Genomic DNA, 18347 nt, shown 5'->3' on the forward strand with positions numbered 1-18347 from the left:
TCTCTAGGCATTAATATTTGAGAATCGTACGATAAATAATAATAATTACTATTTTCACTACGTGATAACTTCAGAATTTCATAACGGGTGTTTAAATCTGTAAATCATCTATTCATTGATGCATTATACCAATCTGGTCATAGAGTTAAGTGTTATCATCTGTGTGTTTAATGACCATTTTAGGATATCTAGAGTTCCGCACGATAACTTTGTATGTATTTTGATCGATATACGCTATGGTTTAAAAAATAACAATGCTGTTTGAATTAAATTCAATTAAATCAACATATTGATTTTTATTTGTTAAGAAATAAGTGTATTTATATTACTATATTGAGATAAGTAGATGATTTTAATTTAACACTTTCCTACGTATTTATAGGAAATTTCATATATAAGTGTAGGTGAAATCCATTAAGTAAGATGATTTTTCCCCCTTAAAAGAAGAAAAGTATTTTTTTATTATTTGCGGGTTATAACATAATACGCTACTAAAACAATCTCAACCGACATTAACACTTATCTTTCAAATTTCAGTCGACATATAATTTGGCGTAATGGGTGGTATCGTGAAGTAATAATCTAATTAACCACTACAGATTGGACCAAAGATCTTTTATGTGTCCATTTACTAGTGAATTTGATCGCGTATACTCCGGATCATAGTTATTGAGGTCGGTTATAAGGATATTTGGAATTCTAATGCACTAAACACAAGATTCATTTGTTTATAATATTAGTTACCCCCGCATTTCTCATATCTATAAATGATATTTAAGATATCGTTTGTGCTTACTTGGCAACATTAATTTTTTTAAAATTGATTGAGTTTTTTGAAAAACTCATTGAACTGACCTTATTGTTCAGCAGCGATAAATAAATATCTAATGGTTATTGTGAGGCGACTCACGATCGGATTGACACACAATAGTATTGAGTTATTTAACTCATGCATTTATTAATTAGTGGAATTACAAATGAAAAACTTAGCTATTATTGCCTCAGTCGTTGCTGCATTCGTTGGTGTTAGCACCGCTCAAGCTGCATCTACCGGAACTATCAACTTTACAGGCGAATTAACAGCGTCTACCTGTAATGTATCCGTAGATGGGCAGGGTGCAGATGCAACCGTCGTACTGCCTACTGTCAGTACGAGTCAATTGGCTTCAGCGGACCAAGTAGCAGGTAATACCGGCTTTAATATGGCCCTGAGCAATTGCACCGGTGCACTTAAAACAGTTTCTGCTTTCTTTGAAGCGGGTTCGAGTGTCGATATCGTTACTGGTCACTTGAAAAATGTCAGTGGTTCTGCAGGCCAGGTCAGTCTTGAATTACTGGATGGGTCTAACATGACTCCGATCAAGGCGGGTGATACCAGCCAGGCAACGAACACCACGTATATTGATGCATCGTCTGGCTCTGCAACACTGCCGTATGCTGTTCAATATTATGCTAACGGTGAAACCACACCAGGTACTGTTATCAGCAACGTTGTCTACTCTATCCAATACAAATAAGTATTAACAAGTAAAACTGAAATTTAAAGGGCAGATATCTGCCCTTTTTGACTATAAGAACTAAAATTGAATTATGCACTCATTCATTAAGTGTTGAGGTTGTTATGACCAGAACTCACCGTATTTTATTCACAGCCTTTTCAGCTTTGTTATTGATTTTATTGGTTGGACGTTCTGTCCAAGCCAGTGTAGTGATCAGTGGTACTCGGGTTATTTACCCAGAGAACCAAAAAGAAGTCACTGTAAAAGTCAGTAATATGGGGAAAGGTCCAGTGGTAGTACAAAGCTGGATCGATAGTGGTGATGTCAATGCTCGCCCAGAAACATTAAAAGTACCTTTTGTACTTACTCCTCCAATTAATCGAGTCGAACCGAATAAAAGTCAGACACTGCGAATCAGTTATACCGGTGCGACGTTACCAAAAGATAAAGAATCTGTTTTTTGGCTTAATGTATTAGAAATACCGGCTAAGGCCGATGCGGGCAGTAACCAAAATTATTTACAGATGGCTTATCGCTCACGTATTAAATTATTTTTCCGTCCTCAAGGGTTAACTGGTAATCCGAATGAGGCTGCAAAATCATTAGTTTGGACGAAAGCCCCCGGTGGACTTAAAGTCACTAACCCAACACCTTTCCATGTTTCTCTGGTGACGGTGGCAGTTAATGCTGGTGGGAAGAGATCCCAAGTTGAAGGACAAATGATCAGCCCTAAAGATTCGCTAACATTTGCATTGCCGGGAAACAGTTCAGGCTCCACTGTTGATATTGAATTTGTTAATGACTATGGCGCACTTAATAAATTGAGTCAGGCTATCAAACCTTGATATATGCTTTTTTATTAAATGATAAAAGCATCAGCAGATGACCGCGTTTATATCGTGGGTGTCAGAATATGAATATACTCTACGGAATAAATGAATAATGAAACGTTCTGCAATGCTTTCTTCTGCGGATCTGCCAGATCATGTTTATTTTTTGTCTCCTTTGGCGGTGGCGCTTATTTTAGCGTTTTTGTCGCCTGTGGTTTTTGCTGCCGATAATCCTGAAGAAACTGAAACTAAAGTCACCCCTAATGCTAATAAATCACAAGTTGCTGAATTTGATAGTGCATTTCTCAATACTGCCCATAGTGGTGCAGGCGTTGATTTAAGCCGTTTTTCGACCGGTAACAACGTCCTGCCAGGGGTATACCGTGCCGATATTTATTTAAACAATACGCTTATTGGTAATGAGAATGTGGAATTTAAGGCCCATGATGATAAAAGTACCTATGCCTGTTTATCTTCATCCCTTATTGCCAGTCTTAATCTCAAGCCAGAAGCGTTGCCATCAACATCATTGGCACCACTGAAAAAAGAGGGGGGTTGTGTTGACCTTCAAACACTGATCCCTGATGCCTCAGTGACCTTTGATAGTGGTGAACAACATCTGAATATTGTTATTCCGCAGGCGCTGTTATTGCGCACCGCACGCGGCACGGTAAGCCCTGCATTGTGGGACAGCGGCGTGACTTCAGGGATGTTGGGTTATTCACTCAATGGCTATAGCAGTTCATCAAACGGGCAGCGGTTTAACTCAGCTTTTGCGGGAGTTAATGCCGGGCTGAATTTGGGCGCATGGTATTTTCGTCATAATGGGTCGTATAACTGGCAAGAAAATGGCGAGAGTGAGTACACCAGCATTAACAGTTATGTGCAACGGGATATTCCGGCGGCGCAAGGGCGTGTTCTGTTGGGGGAGTCCAATACACCCGGGCAGTTATTTGACACGGTGCCATTTACCGGTGTGCAATTTAGTACTGATGACCGCATGTTGCCGGAGTCTTTGCGCGGTTATGCGCCAGAAGTTCGCGGCATTGCGCGAACCAATGCACTGGTGACCATCCGCCAGAGTGGACAAGTGTTATATGAAACCACCGTCTCTCCGGGCGAATTTATCATTGATGACCTCTATCCAACCGGCTATGGCGGCAATCTGGATGTGACTGTGCGTGAAGCCGATGGTAGCACGCAGAATTTTCAGGTGCCTTTTGCGGCGGTGGCGCAGTTACTTCGTCCCGGTTCGCAGCGCTACAGCTTGACCGCCGGTAAAGTCCGCAACGATTCGTTGTCTTTTACCCCAGGATTTTATCAAGGAACTTATCAACGTGGTTTAAGTAACCGTTTTACCGGTTATACCGGCGTACAAGCCAGTGATGACTATTATGCCCTTCAACTAGGGACAGCGTTTAGTACCCCAATTGGCGCAGTCGCCTTTGATGTAACACAAGCCAATACCCATCTGCGGGAAGGAACAGAAAGTGGCCAGAGTTATCAGGTCAGTTACAGCAAGGTTGTCACTGAAACCAACAGTAATCTGAGTATTGCGGCGCACCGCTTTGCGACTCAGGGTTATCTGGATTTTTCCACGGCGATGCAAACGATGGATGCTGAACGTCAAGGCTACGATGCAGACCGCATTTATCGGGCTAAAAATCGCCTAACTGTGACTGCGGCTCAGGGATTACCGGAAGGCTGGGGCCAGATGTATATCAGTGGTTCAGTACAGGATTATTGGAATAAAGATGGCAGTGACCAACAGTATCAGATGGGTTACAGCAACAGCTATAAAAGCATGACCTATGGACTCAGTATTAACCGTAGCCGCACCGGCATGGGGGATATGCAGAATACCTATCTGGTTAGTATGAGCTTCCCATTAGGGCGTAATGATCAGCGGAATGTGCCGCAGATGCGTCTGGAAATGAACCGTAATGGTGAGGGGAGTTGGGGTGAGCAGGCGACAGTTTCAGGCAGTGCCGGTGAGCAAAGCCAGTTCAGCTATGGTGCGACAGCCATGAACAGTAACGGTGGTTCGGGTGCCAGTGGCAGTGTAAATGGTCAATATCGAGGGGCTAGAGCTACCAGCATGGCATCTTATGGCGGTGGGAGTAGTTACCAGAGTGGCTCCGTCGGTATTTCCGGCAGCGTAATTGCTCACCCCGGCGGGGTTACGTTAACGCCATATAGCAGTGAAACTTTTGCCGTGGTGGAAGCGAAAGGTGCTGAGGGCGCTGAAGTATCGTCTTACTCTGGAGTAAAAATAGACTCACGGGGCTATGCGGTGGTGCCGTATCTGAATGCGTATCAAATGAATGAAATTACTATCGACCCCAAAGGCACTTCTTATGACGTTGAACTGGAGTCGACCAGCCAGAAAGTTGCACCCCATGCGGGCGCGGTGGTGATGGTGAAATATAACAGTACGACAGGCTATCCAATATTGGTCAATGCCACGCAGTCTGATGGTGAGCCAGTGCCGTTTGGCGCTGATGTGTTGGATATGAAAGGCCATGTTGTGGGTTCTGTCGGACAAGGCGGGCAGATTTATGCGCGAGTCAGTGAAGAGCGCGGGCGTTTGCAAGTGAATTGGGGTGAGGGGGCAGAGCAACAATGCTATCTCAGCTACATTTTGCCACCACAACAGCCGAATACAAAAATCACTGGAATGATGCAGTTTACCTCGACGTGTGTGCCTCAAGGGCAGCTATAAATCAAATTCCGCTGCCATGCTGGAGAACATCATATGAAATTATTAATAAAAAGAATGACTCAAATAGTGGGGGCGCTACTGTTGGCTGCCATGAGTTACAGTGCTTGGGCAGCAGTGGTATGTTCTGTTGGCCCCGGACTTCCCCGCACTGATACGGTTCAATTGTCTCCTGCCAATATTTCTGCGGGGGCGGATATTCCTGTGGGGACCGTTATCTATCAAGGCCGATGGGTGACGCCTTCTACTGGCACAGCAGTCATGATCTGCCTGTCTCCGGTGGATACCTCTATGTGGTACAACATTGCCTGGAGCATTGAAAGTGCACCTTTACCGCTTTCCAGTTGGGCTGGTAGCCCCTTCGGAGGAGCGGTATATCAAACCAATATCCCCGGAATTGGTATTGCCATATCTCGTAACAATAACAGCGATGCCGCCATTTTGGGCCAACCCAATTATCAGCATCCTAACGACACCGAAAATTTGGTGACCGGAGGTTCCTATGAACCCCCTCTGGGGACTCGAACCCTTTATGTCACATTGATTAAAACGGGCACGATTGCACCGGGGAACTATACACTGAATGCATCCAGCCTCCCGACCGCCAGCATTTCTATCACCAACCCGATATCTCATGCTGCGACAGCAGGGCTGCCTATCAAGGTTTATACCATTCAGTTTCAGGGACAGTTGAATATCTCGACACAAACCTGTACCACACCCGATGTGGATGTCTATTTGGGTAAATTTGAAAAAAGCCAATATTTCACTGGAATAAACTCGACCACACCTTGGATAGATTCTTCGATTAAATTGACTAATTGCCCCACGTTCTACGGTTTTTACAACGCTGCAAATAACACATTAATGTTTGATTACAGTACCGGACAAGGGAGTGTGGCTAATTCAACCAATAATAGTATTGGTGTACGTTTAACGCCCGTGACTAGCATTATTGATTCCACCAATGGGATCATTGGGTTGGATTCGTCGCTTCCAGATGCGGCATCAGGTGTGGGAATACAAATTGGGTGGGGAACCCCTCCATCAGTGTTGTTTGATTTATCGCAAGAAAAATCCTTATCACTCCCTAAAGATGGCAGTACTACCATCAATGTCCCCTTGTCAGCACGCTATATTCAAACTAGCACAACGGTCACACCGGGCAAAGCAAACGCGAAAGTTGTATTTCTCATCAATTATTATTAATAATACCCTCTCAGGAAAAAACCTGAGGGGGTATTCTATTGATATTTCATGCAGATAATTCACTTTAATATAGATAAACTCTCATCGTTGTGTTATTTCCAATGCTGGCGATAGATTATAACGTTTAGGAGATAGGGCGATGGGAACAGTATTGGCGCTGTTGGGATTAATTTTAGGCGCTTGGGCAGTACGTAGCATTTGTATTAAACAGCAAAGTACTGAAAAGAAGATTGGGAAATCTATTTTTGCCGGTTGGTACTTCCTGACTGCGGGTGGGATTGGGGGAACGGAAGAAGATAAGATTCCTCTGGTGGTAGTCGCGATGCTGATTGGCGCTGCTGTCGTCCTTTATTCTAATCATGTCTATAAAGTGCGCAACGAGCAACAATGAATATACCGCCTTGAAGATGCGGCGGTGCATAAATAGATCAATATAAGATGATAATCCTAGTCATGCAGGTTTTGGTCATAACCTGCGCTGAAAAATTTTACAGTAAGCCGACTCTCTCCACCTGAAAAGAATTCGCTCGTTAATGCTTTATCCAGACCATATTCACGACAAAGAAGACCGGCTTGGTATGCCGCTTGATTTTCATCCCCGGTGCTTTCTGCGAGGTGGTAGGCATACCCCAACACAAAGCCACGTTTATAGTCGGAACAGAATTTAGCAATCTCAGTTGCGGGTTTTGTATATTCAGCTTTTAATCCGGCCATCAGCCCCTTGCCAAAGTGATTGTCCATAGTGTCCTCCTTATCGTTATATTTGTAATTATATAACGATAAGTAACACAGTGAACATACTCAAAAGTATCTACCAGTACATTACTGGTACAAATATCATCGGCTACAGAATGTTTACTCGGCGGGATCGTTATTCAAGTGAAGCATCACTTGCATCCAGGCCATTTGCGTTTCTTTCCCCAGCTTCTGGAATACTTGTCGCAGTTGCTGCATTTGGGTATTTGTTAATTGTGACTCCAGTTTTTTACCCGCTGGGGAGAGCGATAGTTGCCGCACACGTTGATCATGTTCAGCCGTTGTGACCGTAATTAGCCCCATTTTAACCAATTGCCTTAAGGGACCATTGAGCGCTTGCTTGCTGATTTTCAAAATTCCCAATAGTGCATTGATGGCAATATCAGGATTGTGCCCAACAAAGTACAAAATACGGTGATGAACCCGTCCTAATCCCTGTTCTGCCAATAATTTATCGGGCAGTTCGGTAAAGGAACGGTAACCAAAATAGAATTGTTCGATAGCTTGATGAAGTGATAGGTCTTCCTGTTGTGGATATTTCTTAGTGGTTGCCATCGGATTTTTATCACAAATAAAAAATAATTAGGTCAATAGTATTGACGTAACTGGGAGTCCATTTTATTTTCCATAAAGGTCAAATAGGTTGACCTTTATGGAAGGACTGCCATGAATAAGACTGTAGTAAGCCAGAATAATCGATTTTCCTCACGGCTGCACGATCTTCACCCATCACCTATACGGGAAATTCTCTCTGTAATTGATAGACCTGGCATGATTTCATTTGCTGGTGGACTACCTGCAATAGAAAGTTTCCCGCATCTCCATCTTGAGGGAATGCCTCAATCGATGTTGCAATACGGAGCCAGTGAAGGGGAGAGTGAACTACGCGAGCGAATTGCACAGAATTTGTGTGGGCGTGGTTTATCTTGCAGTCAGGAACAAGTACTGATTATTTCAGGTTCACAACAAGGGATTGATCTGGTCGCCAAGTTGTTTATCGATGCAGGAACACCTGTTGCAGTGGAGTCACCCACTTATTTGGCCGCATTACAAGTGTTCCGTTTTTTTGGAGCGCAGTTTGTTGCCTATGATTCGGCTCAACCTGATATAAATAAACTTAAAATAGAAAAGCCCGCTTTTGCCTACAGTATTCCCACATTTCAGAACCCAAGTGGTCATTGCCTCAGTCTTAATCAGCGTACAACTTTAGCGAAAGTATGTGATGAGCTGATGCTACCTCTTTTTGAAGACGATCCTTACAGTGACTTGGTTTATGATCCTTGCGAGAGAAAGCCGGTATGTGCCTTACTCCAGCACGCATCATGGATTTATCAGGGGTCATTTTCCAAAAGCTTATCTCCAGGATTTCGACTAGGCTATTTGGTCGCTTCGCCTGAGTTAATTCCTTACTTGACACGATTAAAACAGGCTGCGGATTTGCATAGTAGCCGAATCAGCCAATGGCTGGTATTACAGCAACTAGGTGATCCTAATTACTCCAGTCAGATGAGTGCATTGGCGGCTTATTACAAAAAACGCCGTGATTCCTTCGAAATATCCTTACAACGGTATTTCGGTTCTCTTGCGTCTTGGGATAAACCAGCAGGGGGATTATTTTTCTGGTTGAAGCTAAATCGCTGCATAGATACTCGCGAGCTATTACCGAAAGCACTTGAAAGTAATATTGCGTTTATGCCGGGTGAGCCATTCTTCCCTCATTCTTCAACTGGATGTGGCCAGCTACGGCTTAATTTTAGTCATGCTACTGCCGAGCAGGCGGATATAGGTTTGCAGAAACTGGCTAATTTAGTAAGAGAGTATTCATAATATAAGCGGTGTTCATCGTAGAAACAGGGTGCCCGTAAATTTATGGACACCCTGTTTTTTCATCATTTGCCGAAACACTGAGTTAACCTAATTGAGTAAACATCGGTAATAATAAAGACAACTTGATCACGATAGCATTGGCTATATCCAAGAAGAAAGCGCCGACCATCGGAACAATTAAAAATGCAATATGGGATGGCCCGAAACGATCTGTTATTGCCTGCATATTGGCAATTGCGGTGGGTGTTGCTCCTAGCCCTAAACCACAATGCCCAGCAGCAAGAACAGCGGCATCATAATTTTTCCCCATTACCCGATAAGTGACAAATATTGCGTACAAGGCCATTAGCAGGGTTTGTACCAATAAAATAGCCAGCATAGGTAAGGCTAAAGATGCTAACTCCCACAGTTTTAAACTCATCAAAGCGATTGCGAGGAAAAGAGAAAGACTCACGTTACCCACGATAGACACCGCGCGGTCAAAAACCTGATAAAACCCAGTATAGGTGAGTATATTGCTAAGAATAACCCCAACAAACAGGACATAAACAAAGATGGGTAATTCAAATACCGATCCTGCAAGCCATTTCTTAATATAACCCCCGATCATCAAACAAATAGTAATCATAGCGATGGTTTCAATTAAGACCAGTGCGGTGATCATTCGTCCAGATTGAGGTTTTTCGAATGTTGTTGGTTGCAAGGTATCTTCTGGTCTACCATTGGGGGTCGCTGAATGTTTAATCAAATAAAGAGCGACAGGGCCGGCTATCAATCCTCCTAATACCAAGCCGAATGTGGCACATGCCATGGCGACTTCAGTGGCATTTATTAAACCATAATTATCAACAAATACACTGCTCCAGGCGGCGCCAGTACCATGCCCACCCGATAATGTAATCGTCCCTACCAGTAATCCCATTAACGGTTCCAGCCCCAACATTTTAGCCATGCCGATACCAACCGTATTTTGTAATAACAATAAACCAATAACGATGATGATAAATTTAACTAAGACTTTGCCCCCAGCTCTTAAACTGGCCAAATTTGCGTTAAGTCCAATAGAAGCAAAGAAGGTTAGCATTAAGGGATCACGTAATGATGAATCAAAACTGGCTTCCCAACCTGTTGTCTGATGAATAAGAAGAAGAATTAATGCAACTAATAGGCCGCCAGCGATAGGGTCTGGAATTGCATATTTTTGCAATAAAGGAATGTGCTGAACACATTGCCTCCCAAGCAATAGAACCAGACTTGCAGCAACGAGTGTGCCATAGGCATCAAATTGGGTCATTTTGACATCCCCTCTATAAAAGAAACGACCGCTATTTACGTTATTTTTTATGTACGTTCAAAGGCCATATATAGGAGGATTCATTGCCACGCTCCAAACAACAATAGGGTGGGTAACTTATGAGAGTAATGAGGCTATAACTCAAGTTTGATGGCTATCATTTATTTGCAAACCAGTCATCATGGACACTTTATTAAAGCGTAGCATTACTTTGCGCTTCATTGTCCTGAAAGTCATAATTTTTATTCATAACATATTGTTTACACAATAAAGAATACAGTCCGCGTGAGAGTGGGGGATTAGAAAAAATATACTGGGTTGGAGACATGTTTATCATTCACTGCAAGATGAGTTAGATAACGGAGGAATGAGGATGTTAAATTAGAGCAATAAAATCCTAAAGATATCAGTAAGATTTATCACGGTAGACTTCACCACAAAGTAATACGACGTCAGGTCTTCTTTCATGAAGACGCGCCGCGACAGCCATACATTCATGGCGTGTTGCATAGATATCATCAGTTACGGGCAGGGCCTCGCAAGCATCCATTCCGCAGGTACTTACCAATAAAACAAATCCTATGAGCATATATTCTCCTTATTTATAGGATTTATATGAGTATAGCTTATTTATCACAAAGAATGTTGTCTCGTTTTTTATCTAAGCAATAGGGGAATCCATTATCTAGTTGAGTGTTAACCAAATTTTGTAATGACAACACCGACCATGATAATGGCGCTGGCGATAAGACGTAATGCTGAGGGTTTCTCTTTTAGCATCCAGATAGAAATAACCATGGCGAACAGTACGCTAGTCTCGCGTAGCGCAGCGACTAACGCGATGGGGGTGCTCTTCATTGCCCAGATGACAATACCGTATGCAAGTAACTGCATTGCTCCACCGATAATCCCCTGACGCCAATGTTGTCGGATTTCACGAAAAACCCTATTACGATGCATTACCCAAAGCAGGGCAAACATGGCTATACCATTACACATAAATAGCCAAAGAATATAGCTGAGGGGTTCAATGCTGGCACGGCTCCCTGCACCATCGGAAAGTGTATAACAGGCAGTAAATGTCGCAGTAATAAGGGCATAAACTATCGATTTTAAATCAAGCTTTTTAGGGCCATGGCGACCATCAAATGTCATCATAATAACCCCTGAAACCAGAATGACTGCACCCAATAAGGCCATTGCTCGTGGAATTTCTGACAAAATTAACCACGAGAGTAGCGCACTTAATAGCGGTGCTACGCCACGGGCAATGGGATAGATTTGACCAAATTCGGCTTGTTCGTAAGCTTTGCTCAGAAATAGGCAATAACCAGTATGAAAAGCAACAGAGAGCAGTAACCATGGGAGTGCACTGAGGGAGGGAATGCCAACAAAAAAAACACCAAAAAATGAAATGACACCAGAGAATATGGCCATCAATGAAATAGCCACCAAACGATCACTACCGAATTTGACTAATGCATTCCAGCTGGCATGCAGCAGTGCCGCCCCTAAGACTGCAATAAAAATTTCGCTGCTCATCCTATCTCCTTATTTAGGCAGCATAGTTTACCGCAACTGTATTTAATTTCACGTGTGCAGAGCATAAAACGTGTGAATGATATTTATTCCGTGTAATCACTGATTGAGTTTTCTTTATCATTGAAAATAAATGAAATTATTAATTTAATACTTTATGAAGAGTAATAGTTAATTAGGATATATCTTGGATGATCTAAATGGACTAAAAAGAATATAGTTGGATATAATTTATAAGCAATAAATCACTATCAAACCAGTGTCTGGCGAATACGTTAAGACATATATACTAAATTTTATTTTGGGGTATCTATCTTGTTAAAGAAAAGTATTTTTTTATTATTTGCGATGGTAATTGCTCTTACCGGTTGTTCTGAAACTGAGCCAACAGGCACAAAAGTTTTTGGGGGTAAGGCTTATATTGAGATGCCTGCTGAATTCACATTAATGTCTAAGGAAATGTTGGCGTCTAAATATCCTCAGGCTAATGCCCCGCAAGAAGCTTATTCTGTTGAAAACGGCAGTGTATCTTTTGCATTCAGCGATACCAGCAATGCAATACCTGAAGGTAAGCTCGGTGATGTTGTTAATATGATGAAAAAGCAATTCGCTGCATTTAAACCTACTCTGGAAGAGAAGGATGTTGATGGGCGTAAAACTTATATCCTGAGCATGGATACACCGGTTCCAGATGGCACAGTTAAGAATGTGATGTTACTCACAACAATTAACGGGAATTTAGCTATTGCTACATTTAATAGCACTGAGGCTTTAGCGGATAAATATATGGAAGTTGGTAAGAATGCACTGCTTTCATTAAAATTTAAGAAATAATTACAAGCAAGTCTGGCTGCTTCTCGCCTAAATAGATAAGCAGTAATAAAGGTTGCCATCAGTACTATGGCAATCTTTATCTTTCCGCGTTGAGTTTTATTGCATGCGCTAGATAGGTACTGTGTCGCTGCGACTTCCTAAAATAGCCATAAATTGGCATGATATAGGCATGTTGGATTTTTAGGATGAGTGATGAAACAGTTTCCATTTGATAAACGTTATGAGATTGAAGATGCTAGCGGCACTGTTGGATACTATATCGATGGTGATGAGTATATCCGTGGTCAGGATGGTATTCCTGGCTATCGCATCGCGGGTTATGAGGTGTTTGAACATAATGCAGAGGCTAAATTGGCCGGTTTCCTTGAAGGGAAACATATAACGACACCTGATGCAGATATTCTGTTGACGATTTTAGATGATCCCGAATCTATAGATTAAGCTTCAACCTATCAACCTCGGTTGTGTGAGAGGAGCTGCGATATAAAGATAACGCAGCTTCCAACCGAGAAAATAAGATGTATTTGTCTATCATTAATTTTTTATAAAAGGTGCTATTCAGCCAGCATAAAACCGATTAACGTAAATCTGCCAATAATAATCAGTCGGAGTCACAATGAGCCATCAAACCATAACATTGTACAGCGATGCGGATTTTTTTAGTCCTTATGTGATGTCTGTTTTTGTATCTCTGACAGAAAAGGCACTTCCATTCACATTAAGCCCCATTGATCTGTCTGCTGGCGAGAATATGAAGGCGGAATTTAGTCAGATCTCGGTGACTCACCGAGTACCGACATTGGTGATTAATGATTTTCAATTATCTGAATCCTCGGCAATTTCCGAATATTTAGAAGATCGCTTCTCTTCACCGGAATACGCACGAATTTATCCACAAGACAGGCAAGAGCGTGCTAAGGCCCGCGAAATTCAGGCTTGGTTACGTAGTGATTTTATGCCCATTCGTACAGAACGTCCTACTGAAGTCGTTTTTGCCGGATTGAAATTCCCCCCGCTATCAGACAGTGGTCAACAGTCAGCGAATAAGCTTATTTCTGGGCTGGAGCGCATGCTGGCCGATGGAAGAAAATATCTCTTTAGCGAATGGTGTATTGCCGATACCGATTTGGCGCTGATGCTTAACCGACTTGCACTCAATGGTGATGCACTGCCGGAATACCTGCGCAAGTATGCGAGCTATCAATGGCAGCGACCGTCAGTGCAGCAATGGCGCATATTGTCACAAAATTAATCTCCCATGAAGAATGTGATTGAAATTGATACTGCACGTCTGTGTCTGCGGCAATGGTGTCTTTCTGACAGGGCCCCTTTTGCTGCGTTGAATGCTGATAAGCGAGTGATGGAATTCTTCCCGACAACGCTAACCCGCTCGGAAAGTGATGCAATGGCTGATCGTTGTCAGCAATTGATTGCGCAGCGAGGATGGGGGTTGTGGGCTGTTGAGCTTAAAGCGACAGGGCAATTTGTGGGGGCATTGGGATTACATATCCCCACGGCTAAATTACCGTTTTCACCTTGTGTCGAGATAGGTTGGCGTCTGGCTTATTCATTCTGGGGGCAAGGTTTAGCAACAGAGGCAGCATTTGCGGCATTAGCAGTTGGTTTTGAACAATTGAAGCTGGCGGAGATAGTCTCATTTACGGCGTTAATCAATTTACGCTCACAAGCGGTCATGAAACGAATCGGTATGGCGCGAGTACCGGGAAGTTTTCCACATCCCAATGTCAACTCAGATAGCCCATTAAGTGAGCACTGTTGGTATCGTATATCACGAGAACAATGGTATGACCGATAGTATGGCTGGGTGAGATGACGGCGAGAATTATATCAGTTGGGTCAGTTATCGGTGGGTTACATCAGATCAAGTAGTGGGAGTGATCCATCAACAACAGCGGCAGTGATATAAATAATAAAAAGTGAATAGAGAAAGAAATTGCTGATCATTTGACACCTCGGTTACCGACAGGGGAAAACTTTTGGTCATGACAAAGCAATTACACTATAGCACGCTAATTGAATAAAAAGCGCACAATAAATGAATAACTAATGAAGATTATGTTGCAATATTGTGACGCGAGAGGCCTTTTTAAAGCATATTGGTCGTGAATAGGCCAAATCTTGATGCGAGAAAGTATTAAAATTAAGCTGAATTGGAGTGAGAGTCTGCGGAGAAGAAATTCATAAATCTATAGCTTTATCAATCCATTAGCGTAAATTGAAAACAATTTAAGCAGCATATGAGCAGAGAAGGAGTAATTGTGCTACACTATGCGACCGATAATCAAGGATAAAACATGAAAAAAGTCTCAATCATTGCTCAGTGCTTAATAAACGCTAAGAGTTTCAGTGAGATGTCTGAAGCTGAATCCTCGATAAAAAAGGTGTTCAACGACAGTTATGCCGATCACTCTTTTGATGAATGGAATACCGATGTCTCAACGTTGAGCGCTAACCGTATTATCAGCCTGGTTGCTGGTGCTTCCAAGGTTCGGGTCAGAGGGTTGATCCAAGAATTATGGAATCACTGATCCCAGACTACGGTTTTTCAATAACCTGCCTACCACTTCACTACGCCAAGCATGCATGTCATGCTGCGTGGTGAATGTTTTTCCTCATCTCCTTCTACTCTCTGCGTGTTTCTTTCCAATTTCTCCTGCAAAACCGGTTATTTTCAACAAGTGAAATCTGATCCGACACAGATAATCTGAGTAACGCTGACTATGCCACGGTTTAGTTCTGGTGGTTAACGTAATCTAGTAGGGTTGTACAACAGAGGGACGAGTTATGTCATTTCTTGATAACGTCAGAAAGTGGGTTAGTCGTGATAAAGTCAAAATCAAGTGCCCGGATTGTGGCGAGACTTCTGAACAGAGCACAGAAAAGGTACAGAAAAACAAAGCATTAGTTTGCACAAGATGTGGCTGCTTATTTTTGCCCAAAGACAAACACGAGTAGCGGCACAATCAGCCAAAGATCATGGCTGCCCATCGCAGCAGCATTAATGCACCACAGATGCAAAGTAACACCAAAATCATCTTCCAATGCTTTGTATGCAAGCGCTTGGTCACCATAGGGTCCCTATTTTTATCTCAACATGGCAGTTTGACTTGAGACTGCATGACGACGTTTATTTGTTTACCGCAACTTGGGTATAGTAGCGAAAATTTATATTGATGCGAGAGTTAGTTTATAGCGATAAAGTGTAATATGCGTTGCATCAATAAGATTACAAATAGGAATAATGAAACCATGGCGACAATTCCACAAAAATATGAAAACGCAGAGCGTTGGGCTTTTGGTGATACTGAAAAAGTGGCAGATGATTTATTGGCACTGGTCCTGAATGGCACGAAAACAGCGACCTGTGCGGCATTAGATGAAGATGGCGTTCCCCAGGCTGGGGATGTGTTTGTGGTAGTAAATGGCCGCAATGAACCAGCATGTGCTGTCGAATTGACGGATGTGGAGCTGAAAACCTTTGATCAAGTTGATGAGGCTCATGCTTTAGCTGAAGGTGAGGGCGATCGGACGCTGGCATACTGGCGCAAAACACAACAGCGTTTTTTCGAGGAGTACGATATGTTTTCCCCGGATATGATGCTCATTTGCATGCAATTCAAAGTGCTGGAAAAGTTCTGATAACGTATTTTTGCCAACTAGGCTTCTCATTTGGCAGCACCATCAGCGAGTAAAAGAAGATGCCGTCACTCATAAGGTTTAGCTATGGGTTGACGGATCTTCTGAAGGTGCAATCAGGTTACCCTCATTATCCAGGCATCCTGATGTCGGTCATAATGCTTCTTATATAGCAGCCGATCTTTACCGTCTAATGTTGCTGGAATACTGGTTTGCTCATCCCACCCATCGAGTTGCATACACAATTCAGGATCCGATTTGCAAGGGATACTGAGCGTATTTTCACCCTTAGCCTGAGGGGCGGATAACACGGCGTCATCAACTTCAAAATCTCGGATTTTCACCACAGTTTTTCCCATAAAGACTCCTGTCTACTCAGTGGTATGAGGTATGACCAGATTGGTCGCCTTATTGAGAATAGCTGAGCTAGAAAAAAGTGCCAGACGTTGCCGGTAAAAAATTGTCGCAAATTTTAGCTGGGGAGTTCAGCCAAGTTAAATTGGTTGCGTCCGTTCTTTTTCGAGTAATAAAGTGCCTGATCTGCCGCCAACATTAAGTCAGCTTGATCAGTAATGTGGGTGTGATCATGTGCTTGGTATACGGTAACGCCAAGGCTAATGGTCACTTTACGGAATTTACTGTCGCTGTGCTTAATCCCCATCGCGCGGATTGACTGCAAGATATGCTCAGCCACCAGACTGGCACCCTTTTTATCGGTATCTGGCAAAATAGCCGCAAATTCTTCTCCGCCGTAGCGAGCCACGATATCGGTGCTGCGTTTTAATGATTTGCGTAATGCTCTGGCCACCAAACGCAGACAGGCATCGCCAGAGATATGACCATAACAATCATTGAAATTCTTAAAATAATCGATATCAATCATTAAGACTGCCAATGGAGAGTCTGAACGTCTCGCACGCATAAATTCATGAGCCAGAACTTTTTTGAATTCCCGTCGATTGGGTAATTTTGTTAGCGAATCAGTTCTCGCTTGGATCTCCAAGCGGCGATTTGCCTTAATTAACTTAAGTTCCAGTAGCTTACGCTCATGTATATCTTCGGCTGTTCCATACCAACACAAGACATTACCCTGTTCATCTACGCTGGGGACTGCACGGATACGCATCCAATTCCAGCCTTTCTCCACATGACAAAAGCGAATTTCAACGTCGAGTGGTTCCTTCGTTTGAAGCGAGTGTTCCCAGCTTATCAGTGTAGGATGGCGATCATCGGTATGAATAGTGCGGAGCCATTTATCCGCCAATGCTTCTTCACGGGTGAGCCCGGTAATTTTTTCAAAGCGGGAACTGACATGCGTAATCATGCCGTCGGGGGATGCCGTCCAGGGAATTTGCGGGTTTAGTTCGACCATATTGCGATAATGCTGCTGGCTACTGCGCAGTTTTTCTTCCATCTCTTTCAGCGGCGAGATATCAATCATAGCAACAGATAGGCCACTGACCTGACCTGTGGGATATCTGGCGGCTTTCATTCGCATGAAGAAAACACGTTTTTTATCCGGCATCTGAAATTCTGCATCAGGAATGCTATCGTCACAATACGCCTTTAATAGGGCATTTTGCACAATAGGAACAATACTGGGTAAAAAATCAGCCACTTTGCGCCCATTGATCTCTACTGTATTTTTACCGAGCAATTGAGCAAGATAATCATTTACTGTCAGGTAACGTAGTGTCGTGTCAATGAAGCACAGCCCTGCTGGGGCATTGGCATAAATTGATTCCAGCTCAAATAATCGCCGGCCGGCATCATAAGTCAAATTGCTCAGATTACGGTCAATACCCCGATAACCTTTGAACTCGCCATTATCATCAAACAGCGGGATCCCACTGGTTTCAAGCAAGACTTCACTACCATCTGCGCGAATACTGCGGTTTTGTAATCCAGCGAAAGGAATGCGTGCCGCGGCAATCTCAGCAAATATCTTTCCTACCCGACTGGCCTCATCTTTAGGCATAAAATCAAACGGGGTTTTACCGATCACTTCCTGAGGAAGGCGGCCCAATAGCTCGACAGATTTTGCTGATGAGAAGGTATAACAACCCGCAGCATCAACTTCCCAAATCCAATCTGAATTGTTTTCGATGATGTCCCGTAAGCTGTTCATTTCCTTCAACAGAGCAATGTCAGCTGGTTTTTCCCGATTATCATAATCAGTCATG

21 protein-coding genes are annotated in these 18347 nt (G+C 43.0%); 13 read left to right on the forward strand and 8 right to left on the reverse strand.

Annotated features, from left to right (window positions below):
- Nucleotides 1-977: 977 nt before the first annotated feature.
- From HUZ92_RS06830 to HUZ92_RS06850, 5 genes are all read left to right on the forward strand, one after another.
- Entirely contained in the window at nt 978-1517 is a 540-nt protein-coding gene (locus tag HUZ92_RS06830) for a fimbrial protein (protein ID WP_050097438.1), read from the forward strand.
- 104 nt (nt 1518-1621) lie between these two features.
- Entirely contained in the window at nt 1622-2344 is a 723-nt protein-coding gene (locus HUZ92_RS06835) for a fimbrial biogenesis chaperone (protein WP_050097439.1), read from the forward strand.
- A gap of 97 nt (nt 2345-2441) precedes the next feature.
- Entirely contained in the window at nt 2442-5051 is a 2610-nt protein-coding gene (locus HUZ92_RS06840) for a fimbria/pilus outer membrane usher protein (RefSeq protein ID WP_145524450.1), read from the forward strand.
- A 33-nt stretch (nt 5052-5084) separates the two neighbouring features.
- On the forward strand, nt 5085-6257 hold the full coding sequence (locus HUZ92_RS06845; protein WP_050097443.1) for a fimbrial protein: 1173 nt from the start codon (nt 5085-5087) through the stop codon (nt 6255-6257).
- Between the two features lie 139 nt (nt 6258-6396).
- The gene (locus HUZ92_RS06850) at nt 6397-6648 is read left to right on the forward strand and encodes a hypothetical protein (protein ID WP_050139622.1); all 252 of its coding nucleotides are present in this window, start codon (nt 6397-6399) and stop codon (nt 6646-6648) included.
- A 56-nt stretch (nt 6649-6704) separates the two neighbouring features.
- Here the strand turns inward: HUZ92_RS06850 and HUZ92_RS06855 are convergent, their stop codons facing one another.
- Together HUZ92_RS06855 and HUZ92_RS06860 are read right to left on the reverse strand one after the other, a co-directional pair.
- Entirely contained in the window at nt 6705-6998 is a 294-nt protein-coding gene (locus tag HUZ92_RS06855; RefSeq protein ID WP_050097447.1) for a DUF2623 family protein, read from the reverse strand.
- 114 nt (nt 6999-7112) lie between these two features.
- Nucleotides 7113-7568: a MarR family winged helix-turn-helix transcriptional regulator gene (locus HUZ92_RS06860; RefSeq protein ID WP_050097449.1), complete on the reverse strand. Its 456-nt coding sequence runs from the start codon at nt 7566-7568 to the stop codon at nt 7113-7115.
- Between the two features lie 216 nt (nt 7569-7784).
- Between HUZ92_RS06860 and HUZ92_RS06865 the strand changes: the two genes are divergently transcribed.
- Nucleotides 7785-8840, forward strand: coding sequence for an aminotransferase-like domain-containing protein (locus HUZ92_RS06865; protein WP_409350112.1), 1056 nt, complete (start codon nt 7785-7787; stop codon nt 8838-8840).
- A gap of 82 nt (nt 8841-8922) precedes the next feature.
- Here the strand turns inward: HUZ92_RS06865 and gltS are convergent, their stop codons facing one another.
- From gltS to HUZ92_RS06880, 3 genes are all read right to left on the reverse strand, one after another.
- Complete coding sequence (gene gltS / locus HUZ92_RS06870; RefSeq protein WP_050097453.1) at nt 8923-10134, reverse strand: sodium/glutamate symporter; 1212 nt, start codon at nt 10132-10134, stop codon at nt 8923-8925.
- Between the two features lie 406 nt (nt 10135-10540).
- Nucleotides 10541-10723 (reverse strand): hypothetical protein, encoded by a 183-nt coding sequence (locus HUZ92_RS06875; RefSeq protein ID WP_050097455.1) that lies wholly within the window; start codon nt 10721-10723, stop codon nt 10541-10543.
- Between the two features lie 107 nt (nt 10724-10830).
- Nucleotides 10831-11676, reverse strand: coding sequence for a DMT family transporter (locus HUZ92_RS06880; protein WP_145524446.1), 846 nt, complete (start codon nt 11674-11676; stop codon nt 10831-10833).
- A gap of 312 nt (nt 11677-11988) precedes the next feature.
- Here HUZ92_RS06880 and HUZ92_RS06885 point away from each other — a divergent pair, with 312 nt between their 5' ends.
- The 6 genes from HUZ92_RS06885 (at nt 11989) to HUZ92_RS20775 (ending at nt 15483) form a co-directional block, all read left to right on the forward strand.
- The gene (locus tag HUZ92_RS06885) at nt 11989-12507 is read left to right on the forward strand and encodes a hypothetical protein (protein WP_050139619.1); all 519 of its coding nucleotides are present in this window, start codon (nt 11989-11991) and stop codon (nt 12505-12507) included.
- Nucleotides 12508-12699: 192 nt separating this feature from the next.
- A complete protein-coding gene (locus HUZ92_RS06890) occupies nt 12700-12948 on the forward strand; it encodes a hypothetical protein (RefSeq protein ID WP_050097460.1) in 249 nt (82 codons plus the stop codon).
- A 175-nt stretch (nt 12949-13123) separates the two neighbouring features.
- A complete protein-coding gene (yfcF, locus tag HUZ92_RS06895; RefSeq protein WP_145579930.1) occupies nt 13124-13759 on the forward strand; it encodes a glutathione transferase in 636 nt (211 codons plus the stop codon).
- A gap of 6 nt (nt 13760-13765) precedes the next feature.
- Nucleotides 13766-14323, forward strand: coding sequence for a GNAT family N-acetyltransferase (locus tag HUZ92_RS06900; protein ID WP_050097464.1), 558 nt, complete (start codon nt 13766-13768; stop codon nt 14321-14323).
- Between the two features lie 499 nt (nt 14324-14822).
- On the forward strand, nt 14823-15056 hold the full coding sequence (locus HUZ92_RS06905; protein WP_005272441.1) for a hypothetical protein: 234 nt from the start codon (nt 14823-14825) through the stop codon (nt 15054-15056).
- Nucleotides 15057-15312: 256 nt separating this feature from the next.
- Entirely contained in the window at nt 15313-15483 is a 171-nt protein-coding gene (locus HUZ92_RS20775; RefSeq protein WP_217450619.1) for a YnfU family zinc-binding protein, read from the forward strand.
- 8 nt (nt 15484-15491) lie between these two features.
- Here HUZ92_RS20775 and yniD read toward each other — a convergent pair whose 3' ends face one another.
- Nucleotides 15492-15599: a small membrane protein YniD gene (gene yniD / locus HUZ92_RS20870; protein ID WP_087770237.1), complete on the reverse strand. Its 108-nt coding sequence runs from the start codon at nt 15597-15599 to the stop codon at nt 15492-15494.
- Between the two features lie 178 nt (nt 15600-15777).
- Here yniD and HUZ92_RS06910 point away from each other — a divergent pair, with 178 nt between their 5' ends.
- Nucleotides 15778-16167, forward strand: coding sequence for an ASCH domain-containing protein (locus tag HUZ92_RS06910; RefSeq protein ID WP_050097466.1), 390 nt, complete (start codon nt 15778-15780; stop codon nt 16165-16167).
- 113 nt (nt 16168-16280) lie between these two features.
- On the opposite strand, the gene HUZ92_RS06915 is transcribed toward HUZ92_RS06910, so the two are convergent.
- Nucleotides 16281-16523: a DUF1480 family protein gene (locus HUZ92_RS06915; RefSeq protein WP_050097468.1), complete on the reverse strand. Its 243-nt coding sequence runs from the start codon at nt 16521-16523 to the stop codon at nt 16281-16283.
- Nucleotides 16524-16636: 113 nt separating this feature from the next.
- Entirely contained in the window at nt 16637-18346 is a 1710-nt protein-coding gene (locus HUZ92_RS06920; RefSeq protein ID WP_050097470.1) for a sensor domain-containing diguanylate cyclase, read from the reverse strand.
- Nucleotide 18347 lies beyond the last annotated feature (1 nt).

Source organism: Yersinia vastinensis (genome assembly GCF_902726565.1).
GTDB lineage: Bacteria > Pseudomonadota > Gammaproteobacteria > Enterobacterales > Enterobacteriaceae > Yersinia > Yersinia vastinensis.

Coding starts and splice junctions, on each gene's coding strand:
- HUZ92_RS06830 (WP_050097438.1), top strand. CDS start 978: ATGAAAAACTTAGCTATTATTGCCTCAGTCGTTGCTGCATTCGTTGGT.
- HUZ92_RS06835 (WP_050097439.1), top strand. CDS start 1,622: ATGACCAGAACTCACCGTATTTTATTCACAGCCTTTTCAGCTTTGTTA.
- HUZ92_RS06840 (WP_145524450.1), top strand. CDS start 2,442: ATGAAACGTTCTGCAATGCTTTCTTCTGCGGATCTGCCAGATCATGTT.
- HUZ92_RS06845 (WP_050097443.1), top strand. CDS start 5,085: ATGAAATTATTAATAAAAAGAATGACTCAAATAGTGGGGGCGCTACTG.
- HUZ92_RS06850 (WP_050139622.1), top strand. CDS start 6,397: ATGGGAACAGTATTGGCGCTGTTGGGATTAATTTTAGGCGCTTGGGCA.
- HUZ92_RS06855 (WP_050097447.1), bottom strand. CDS start 6,998: ATGGACAATCACTTTGGCAAGGGGCTGATGGCCGGATTAAAAGCTGAA.
- HUZ92_RS06860 (WP_050097449.1), bottom strand. CDS start 7,568: ATGGCAACCACTAAGAAATATCCACAACAGGAAGACCTATCACTTCAT.
- HUZ92_RS06865 (WP_409350112.1), top strand. CDS start 7,785: ATGATTTCATTTGCTGGTGGACTACCTGCAATAGAAAGTTTCCCGCAT.
- gltS (WP_050097453.1), bottom strand. CDS start 10,134: ATGACCCAATTTGATGCCTATGGCACACTCGTTGCTGCAAGTCTGGTT.
- HUZ92_RS06875 (WP_050097455.1), bottom strand. CDS start 10,723: ATGCTCATAGGATTTGTTTTATTGGTAAGTACCTGCGGAATGGATGCT.
- HUZ92_RS06880 (WP_145524446.1), bottom strand. CDS start 11,676: ATGAGCAGCGAAATTTTTATTGCAGTCTTAGGGGCGGCACTGCTGCAT.
- HUZ92_RS06890 (WP_050097460.1), top strand. CDS start 12,700: ATGAAACAGTTTCCATTTGATAAACGTTATGAGATTGAAGATGCTAGC.
- yfcF (WP_145579930.1), top strand. CDS start 13,124: ATGAGCCATCAAACCATAACATTGTACAGCGATGCGGATTTTTTTAGT.
- HUZ92_RS06900 (WP_050097464.1), top strand. CDS start 13,766: ATGAAGAATGTGATTGAAATTGATACTGCACGTCTGTGTCTGCGGCAA.
- HUZ92_RS06905 (WP_005272441.1), top strand. CDS start 14,823: ATGAAAAAAGTCTCAATCATTGCTCAGTGCTTAATAAACGCTAAGAGT.
- HUZ92_RS20775 (WP_217450619.1), top strand. CDS start 15,313: ATGTCATTTCTTGATAACGTCAGAAAGTGGGTTAGTCGTGATAAAGTC.
- yniD (WP_087770237.1), bottom strand. CDS start 15,599: ATGGTGACCAAGCGCTTGCATACAAAGCATTGGAAGATGATTTTGGTG.
- HUZ92_RS06910 (WP_050097466.1), top strand. CDS start 15,778: ATGGCGACAATTCCACAAAAATATGAAAACGCAGAGCGTTGGGCTTTT.
- HUZ92_RS06915 (WP_050097468.1), bottom strand. CDS start 16,523: ATGGGAAAAACTGTGGTGAAAATCCGAGATTTTGAAGTTGATGACGCC.
- HUZ92_RS06920 (WP_050097470.1), bottom strand. CDS start 18,346: ATGACTGATTATGATAATCGGGAAAAACCAGCTGACATTGCTCTGTTG.